Source organism: Rhizorhabdus sp., from assembly GCF_018006725.1.
Taxonomy (GTDB): Bacteria; Pseudomonadota; Alphaproteobacteria; order Sphingomonadales; family Sphingomonadaceae; genus Rhizorhabdus.
The window spans coordinates 1-4,333 of the sequence record NZ_JAGMXV010000331.1 but is presented as its reverse complement, the minus strand read 5'-3'; the positions used below and the strand labels follow the sequence as shown (position 1 = coordinate 4,333).

The window sequence follows — 4,333 nt, the reverse complement described above, 5'->3', positions numbered from 1 at the left end:
GTGACGAAGATGTCGGCGCGGGTCACCGCTTCCTCCATCGTCACGACCTCATAGCCTTCCATCGCGGCCTGCAGCGCGCAGATCGGATCGATCTCGGTCACGATCACGCGGGCGCCGCCATTACGCAGCGAGGCGGCCGAACCCTTGCCGACGTCGCCGAAGCCAGCGACGCAGGCGACCTTGCCGGCCAGCATGACGTCGGTGGCGCGACGGATTGCGTCGACCAGCGATTCCTTGCAGCCATAGAGATTGTCGAACTTCGACTTGGTGACGCTGTCGTTGACGTTGATCGCGGGGAAGGGCAGTTCGCCCTTCTTGGCGATTTCGTACAGGCGGTGCACGCCGGTCGTGGTCTCTTCCGAAACGCCGCGGATCGCCTTGACGCTTTCGGTCAGATAGCCCGGCTTCGCCGCGATATAAGCCTTCAGCGCACGCTGGAACTCGACTTCCTCGGCATTGCCCGGCTCGCCGAGCGTCGCGCCGGCTTCGAGCTTGGCGCCCCACAGCGCGAACATCGTCGCGTCGCCGCCGTCGTCGAGGATCATGTTGGCGGTGGTGCCGTCACCCCAGTCGAAGATGCGACCGACATAGTCCCAGTAATCGGCCAGGCTCTCGCCCTTCACGGCGAAGACCGGGATGCCCCGCGCCGCGATGGCGGCGGCGGCATGGTCCTGCGTCGAATAGATGTTGCAGGTCGCCCAACGGACTTCGGCGCCCAGCTCGACCAGCGTCTCGATCAGCACGGCGGTCTGGATCGTCATGTGCAGCGAGCCGGTGATGCGCGCGCCCTTGAGCGGCTTGGACGCACCGAATTCCTCGCGGAGCGCCATCAGGCCGGGCATTTCGGTCTCGGCGATCTCGATCTCGCGCCGGCCGAATTCGGCCAGGCTCAGATCGGCAATCACATAGTCGTTGAAATCAGTCGCAACGGCGGTGGCCACCGGGCTTCTCCTTCGGGGAACGGACATCGGCCGGCGACATGCCGACCGGTAGCTATGGCTGCGCCTTAGCGGGCGAGCCTTTAATACGCAAATATAAAGATATCTTTATATCCCTGCTGCGGTCAACCGTAACAGAGGCAATGCCATATGCGGCGCAGTGAAATCGCGGTCAGGCCTGACCGCTGGTCGAAGCGAGCAGACGGGGATCGATGCCCGCATCGCGCATTGCCTGTTCCCAGCGCTCGGGCGCCTCATGCTCGAACAACAGCCGCTGTTCGCCCGGCGTGGCGAGCCAGCCATGGCGGCGCATCTCGTCGTCGAGCTGACCCTCCCCCCAGCCGGCATAGCCCAGCGCCACCAGCCAGTGCGCGGGGCCCTTCGCTTCCGCGATCGCGCGCAGCACGTCGAGCGTCGAGGTGAGCGCCCAGCGCCCGTCGACGTTCAGGCTGTCCTCGCCCATCCAGTCGGTGCTGTGCAGCACGAAGCCGCGTTGCTGCTCGACCGGCCCGCCCAGATGGATCTCGCAGTCGGGCGCCAGGCCGGGCTCGAGCCCGAGCTGCTCGTAGAGCCCGTGGAGGGTGAGGCCCGGGACGATGCGGTCGACACCGACGCCAAAGGCGCCCTGTGCGTCATGGCCGCACATAGCGATCACCGCCTTTTCGAAACGGGGATCGCCTATCCCCGGCATCGCCAGGAGATACTGGCCGCGAAGAGAGACTGGCGTATCCATGGAGCGCAATATAGTCCTCCGGCATGGCGACGCAAACAGGCGAACCGGATGAGACAGGCGGACAGACGCGATCGTCCGCCGGGCCCGCCTCAAAATCCGCTTCTGCCGCTACGGTCACCATCGTCGTTCCGGCTTATGGCGTGGGCGACATGCTGGCCGATGCCCTCGACTCCGTTCTCGCACAGGACCGCTCCGACTGGCGGCTGATCGTGGTCGACGATGGCGACCGTCGGGTTCGCCCGCATGTCGAACCCTATCTGGCCGACCCGCGCATCACCCTGCTCGAAACCGACAATGGCGGCCTGCCGACCGCGCGCAACCGCGCCATCGCCCAGGCGAACACGCCTTATGTCGCTCTGCTCGATGGCGACGACATGCTGGAGCCCGACTATGTATCGGCGCTGGTCGCCGCGCTGGAGGCCGATCCCGGTGCGGGCTTCGCGACCGGCGACGCGAGCTTCTTCGGAGCGGACCGGGTGGGTGAGCTGTTCTCGGCCTATTGCCCGCAGGCGGGGCCGCCGACGCTGGAAAAGCTGATCCGGCGGGAGTTCAACGTCTTCGGCCTGACGATGATGCGTCGCGAGGCGATCGACGGCATCGGCGGCTTCGACACCAGCCTGCGATCATCCGAGGATCTTGACGCCTGGATAAGGCTGATGGCTGCCGGCTGGCGGCTCGCTCATGTACCCCGCCCGCTCGCCCGCTATCGCCGACGCGAGGGGCAGATGTCGGGCAACACCCCGGTGATGCTGCAGACCGCTCATGCCGTGATGGACAAGGCCCGGCGCGAACTCGGCGATCGGCCCGAGGCCGAGGCTGCCGCCGCCATGTGCCGCCGCATCGAGCGTGACATGGCGATCGAGGAGGCCTTCGCGCGCATCCGGGCGGGCCAGCATCGCGCGGGGGTCGCGGACCTCGCCCGCCTCGGGGTGGGCGAGCGCAGCCTCCGCTGGCGAAGGGCACTGGCGCTGATGCGCTTCGCCCCCTTCCTCGCGCCGCTGCTGTTGCGGCTGCGCGAGCATGTCTGAAGGGGCAGGCTCGCCTTTGGGCACCGGAAAATGCAACAATGGACGATTATCGCCTTCGGGCAGCCCTTAGAGGAGACCATGTAATGACGATCAGCGCCGGTGACAGGATCCCCGCAGTCACGTTCAAGACGATGACCGAAGAGGGACCGGTCGACGTGTCGAGCGAGACGCTGTTCGCCGGTCGCAAGGTCGCGCTCTTTTCGGTCCCCGGCGCCTTCACGCCGACCTGCTCGGCGCGCCACCTGCCGGGCTTCGTCGACAAGGCCGACGCGATCAAGGCGAAGGGCGTCGACGAGATCGTCTGCACGGCGGTCAACGACGCCTTCGTCATGGGTGCCTGGGGCAAGTCGGCGGGGGCCGACGGCAAGGTCTCGATGCTGGCCGACGGCAATGGTGATTTCGTCCGCGCGATCGGTCTGGAAATGGACGGTCGCGGGTTCGGACTCGGCATGCGCGGCCAGCGCTTCTCGATGATCGTCGAGGACGGGGTGGTCACCACGCTCAATGTCGAGCAGCCGCGCGACTTTCAGGTGAGCAGCGCCGAACATATGCTCGGCCAGCTTTGATCATTTAAGACACAGGAAAAGGGAGCCGCATTTGCCGTCTCAAGGTCGCGACATCGTCGAACAGCTCGACACCATCTATCGGCAATCGGTTTCCCGCCTGCGGGCGGCGTTGACGCATTATATCCGCACGGGCGAGCGGCCCGATCCGGCGCTGCGCGCCAATGGCAGCTTTGCCTATCCCGAGATACGCCTCCATTATGAAGGAGGCCGCGATCCGGGGCCGCTCGGCCGCTCCTTCGGGCGGTTGCAGGAGGCCGGGGATTATGCCGTTGCGGTGACGCAGCCGGCACTGTTCGCCCATTATCTGGAACAGCAGATCGACCTGCTGGTGGCCGATTATGGGGTCGAGGTCGAGGTCGGGCTGAGCGCAACCGAGATTCCCTATAATTATGTGCTCGATGCCGGCGACGATCTCGACCTGACCGGCGCTTCGCCGGTCGAACTGTCGCACATCTTCCCGTCGACCGAACTGGCGCAGATCGGCGACGAGCTGGCCGACGGGCTATGGCTGCATGACGCCGATGCGGCGCGTCCCCTCGCGCTGTTCGACGGGCCGCGCGTCGACTTCAGTCTGGCGCGCCTGCGCCACTATACCGGCACACCGCCGGCCCATGTGCAGGACTATATCCTGTTCACCAATTATCACCGCTATGTCGACGAGTTCGTCCAATGGGCGATCGAGCAACTGAACAAGGACGACCGCTACACGATGCTGAGCGGCGCGGGTGGCGTCGAGATTCGGCGCGGGGATCCCGATCCGCGCGCGGCCATCGCCGACAGCGCGTGGCGCAAGCACCAGATGCCGGCCTATCACCTCGTGGCGGAGGATGGCTCCGGCATCACCCTGGTCAATATCGGCGTCGGCCCGTCCAATGCCAAGACGATCACCGACCATCTCGCGGTGATGCGCCCGGCGGCCTGGCTGATGATCGGCCATTGCGGCGGCCTGCGCCCCAGCCAGCGGATCGGCGACTATGTCCTCGCCCACGCCTATCTGCGCGACGACCATGTGCTCGACGCCGTGCTGCCGCCCGAGATCCCGATTCCGGCCATCGCAGAGGTGCAGCA

General features: G+C 66.1%; 5 protein-coding genes. 3 read left to right on the top strand and 2 right to left on the bottom strand.

Going from position 1 to position 4,333, the window contains the following annotated elements; genetic code table 11:
* Positions 1-941: adenosylhomocysteinase (locus KAY22_RS25220; protein WP_296625863.1), on the bottom strand; the 941-nt coding region annotated here is incomplete at its 3' end.
* Between the two features lie 169 nt (positions 942-1,110).
* Entirely contained in the window at positions 1,111-1,671 is a 561-nt protein-coding gene (locus KAY22_RS25215) for a YqgE/AlgH family protein (RefSeq protein WP_296625862.1), read from the bottom strand.
* Positions 1,672-1,694: 23 nt separating this feature from the next.
* On the opposite strand from KAY22_RS25215, the gene KAY22_RS25210 reads away from it, so the two are divergent.
* From KAY22_RS25210 to KAY22_RS25200, 3 genes are all read left to right on the top strand, one after another.
* Entirely contained in the window at positions 1,695-2,699 is a 1,005-nt protein-coding gene (locus KAY22_RS25210) for a glycosyltransferase family A protein (protein ID WP_296625861.1), read from the top strand.
* Positions 2,700-2,782: 83 nt separating this feature from the next.
* Positions 2,783-3,265 carry a peroxiredoxin gene (locus KAY22_RS25205; RefSeq protein ID WP_296625860.1) on the top strand — a complete coding sequence of 161 codons (483 nt, stop codon included), beginning with the start codon at positions 2,783-2,785 and terminating at the stop codon, positions 3,263-3,265.
* 31 nt (positions 3,266-3,296) lie between these two features.
* The coding region (locus tag KAY22_RS25200; RefSeq protein WP_296625859.1) for an AMP nucleosidase at positions 3,297-4,333 on the top strand (1,037 nt) is incomplete at its 3' end.

What these genes read in the sequence shown, in the direction of transcription:
- KAY22_RS25215 (WP_296625862.1), bottom strand. Translation starts at nt 1,671, where the DNA reads ATGGATACGCCAGTCTCTCTTCGCGGCCAGTATCTCCTGGCGATGCCG.
- KAY22_RS25210 (WP_296625861.1), top strand. Translation starts at nt 1,695, where the DNA reads ATGGCGACGCAAACAGGCGAACCGGATGAGACAGGCGGACAGACGCGA.
- KAY22_RS25205 (WP_296625860.1), top strand. Translation starts at nt 2,783, where the DNA reads ATGACGATCAGCGCCGGTGACAGGATCCCCGCAGTCACGTTCAAGACG.